At 31.8% G+C, this 2,173-nt stretch carries 3 protein-coding genes; all 3 read right to left on the reverse strand.

Annotated elements, in window-relative coordinates; all coding sequences use genetic code 11:
* Positions 1-173: 173 nt before the first annotated feature.
* Positions 174-995, reverse strand: coding sequence for an AAA family ATPase (locus OZD66_RS03260; protein ID WP_275022203.1), 822 nt, complete (start codon positions 993-995; stop codon positions 174-176).
* Positions 996-1,012: 17 nt separating this feature from the next.
* Positions 1,013-1,600 carry an L-threonylcarbamoyladenylate synthase gene (locus OZD66_RS03265; RefSeq protein ID WP_006280292.1) on the reverse strand — a complete coding sequence of 196 codons (588 nt, stop codon included), beginning with the start codon at positions 1,598-1,600 and terminating at the stop codon, positions 1,013-1,015.
* A 202-nt stretch (positions 1,601-1,802) separates the two neighbouring features.
* Positions 1,803-2,173, reverse strand: a 371-nt coding sequence (locus OZD66_RS03270) for a transposase (RefSeq protein WP_338061736.1), incomplete at its 5' end; no start/stop codon positions are given.

Here is a 2,173-nt window from a genome sequence, read left to right on the forward strand (position 1 = left end):
TAACTATATGCTGCTGGCATTCAACCTCCTTATCATCATCTATCCTTATCCTATCACATCCGGACTTTTATGGAAAGAGCTATAATTTATTATCAGTCAAATTATATACTTCGAGTATTAAATTAACAGAATTTTATCATGAATTTATGTTAAAAGTATTATACTTTGTAAACTTATGTCATGATATTAACTGCATTAGCTAAAACATGCTTTTTATCTAAGTGGAGTTGCTTTGCGGCAACGAAAAGTTCATCTATTTTTTTCCACTGACTTAGCAGAATTTCAACACCATTTACCTCTCTCTTTATGCTTTCTAAAATGAAGGCCTGAATTATATATGATGCTAGTTCTAGTTCGATTTCGCTATTAATTACTTTATTAATCATATTGGGATTCTTTAAATCATGAAGAAATTTATAAAAGCATTTGTATGCTTCATAAGCATCACTACTTATTGTATTTATTATCATTCCTGGCATTCCAGGAAATAAAGTAATCATTTCGTCAAACGTTTGATTATCAAATTTACATTGAGATGAAGCAACTTGCTTTGTTTCATCATAAGTTAATGGGAGTAAATTTAGCTGAAAGCACCTACACCGGATAGTGGTTTGTATATCATATGGCTTATGGCTAATTATAAATATCTTAGAATTTTTTGGCGGCTCTTCTAATATTTTCAATATTGCGTTTTTAGCGTTATTAGTCATTGCCTCTAAGCTATCTATTATAGCTATTTTGTGTTCTGATTGAATGGGACTTAAGTGTAGAAAGTTTTTCATTTCTCTGACTTTTTCTATTCCGATAGTATCACCTTCAACAATGTGTAAGTCCAATGCTACTTCATTATAGTTTTTTATGAGTAACCAATTGGAGAAGGATTTTGCAAGTGTTGCTTTTCCTATACCTTTTTTACCACAGATCAGCCAAGACTGAACAGATAAGTTGTTCATTATTTTTTTTTTGGCTTGGTTGTGGCCTATTACTTTTTTCATTCTTTCTCCTATAGATTTTAGTTTGAAAATGCGTTGTTTACTGTTTGTAATGAAATTGCACCTTCCCTTAAAACCTTAATCTTATCTTCGGTTAAGTCAATAATAGTAGATTCTATACCAGAAACTAGTTCGTCATCTTCAATCACTACAGATAAATGTTGCTTAATGGATTGTGGTATATCGTTTGCCTTACATACACTTTCTTTTCCTGAAATATTTGTACTAGTTGCAACTATTGGAACTTTCAGTTTGTTTAGTATTGAAATTGCAATAGGATGCTCAGGAATTCTGATACCTATACTATCTTTAAAGAATTCGTTTGGCAATATGTTGTTGTTTTTAAGTGGTAAAATATAGGTAATTGGTCCAGGAGAAAAGTGGTTTATTAAATCAATATATCTTTCCTTTACCTTTGCTATTTTTGTCAAATTGTAAATATCACTAACAAATATAGACAGTGGTTTATTTTGAGAGCGTTTCTTTATCTGATATATTTTTCCTATAGATTCATTATCTAGTGCATTACAAGCAAGAGCATACACTGTTTCTGTTGGAAAACACACTAACAAGTTGTTCTGTATTGCATTTATTATCTTAGATACCATATAGCTCAAAACTTATTTATAACAACTAGATCAGTTTTGTTGCATTGTATCTTATATAGTAACTGCTAGTTTGTATCCGTTCAGGATAGCGGCAAGACCATAGAGTAAAAGTGAGTTTACAACAAATGGTGTCATCCCAGTGCTTGACACTGGGATGGCTTTGTTGCATCGCTCTTCGGATAGTAGGTAACGCACAATAAATTTATGAAGCTATCTCAAATTTAGCCATACCAATATCAGTGAACTTATTGAGCAAATAGCATTTAACAAGTAGTTCCTTCTCTCTATTTGTCTCAGATTTATTCCTAAAACTAAACCAGAATGTTTGTTTCAGTCGCGAGAAAAAACTTTCTATATAAGATCTTTTTCCATAACTCATCTCTTTTTTCCACTTCTTTATACCATCTTCATCATATGACCTTATGAGCTTGACTGCAGAATTTCTCTCAGCCATATAGTCTAACTTTGGATGCTCTGCTGCGTTGTTTTTCGGAGGAATTTTCGTTTTTATACCATATTGATTACACAGCTTATAGAGCTTTTCTCTGTCATATGCCCTATCTGCATATAGTA

The organism is Wolbachia endosymbiont of Drosophila baimaii (assembly GCF_028982185.1).
GTDB lineage: Bacteria > Pseudomonadota > Alphaproteobacteria > Rickettsiales > Anaplasmataceae > Wolbachia > Wolbachia pipientis.

What these genes read in the sequence shown, in the direction of transcription:
- OZD66_RS03260 (WP_275022203.1), bottom strand. Translation starts at nt 995, where the DNA reads ATGAAAAAAGTAATAGGCCACAACCAAGCCAAAAAAAAAATAATGAAC.
- OZD66_RS03265 (WP_006280292.1), bottom strand. Translation starts at nt 1,600, where the DNA reads ATGGTATCTAAGATAATAAATGCAATACAGAACAACTTGTTAGTGTGT.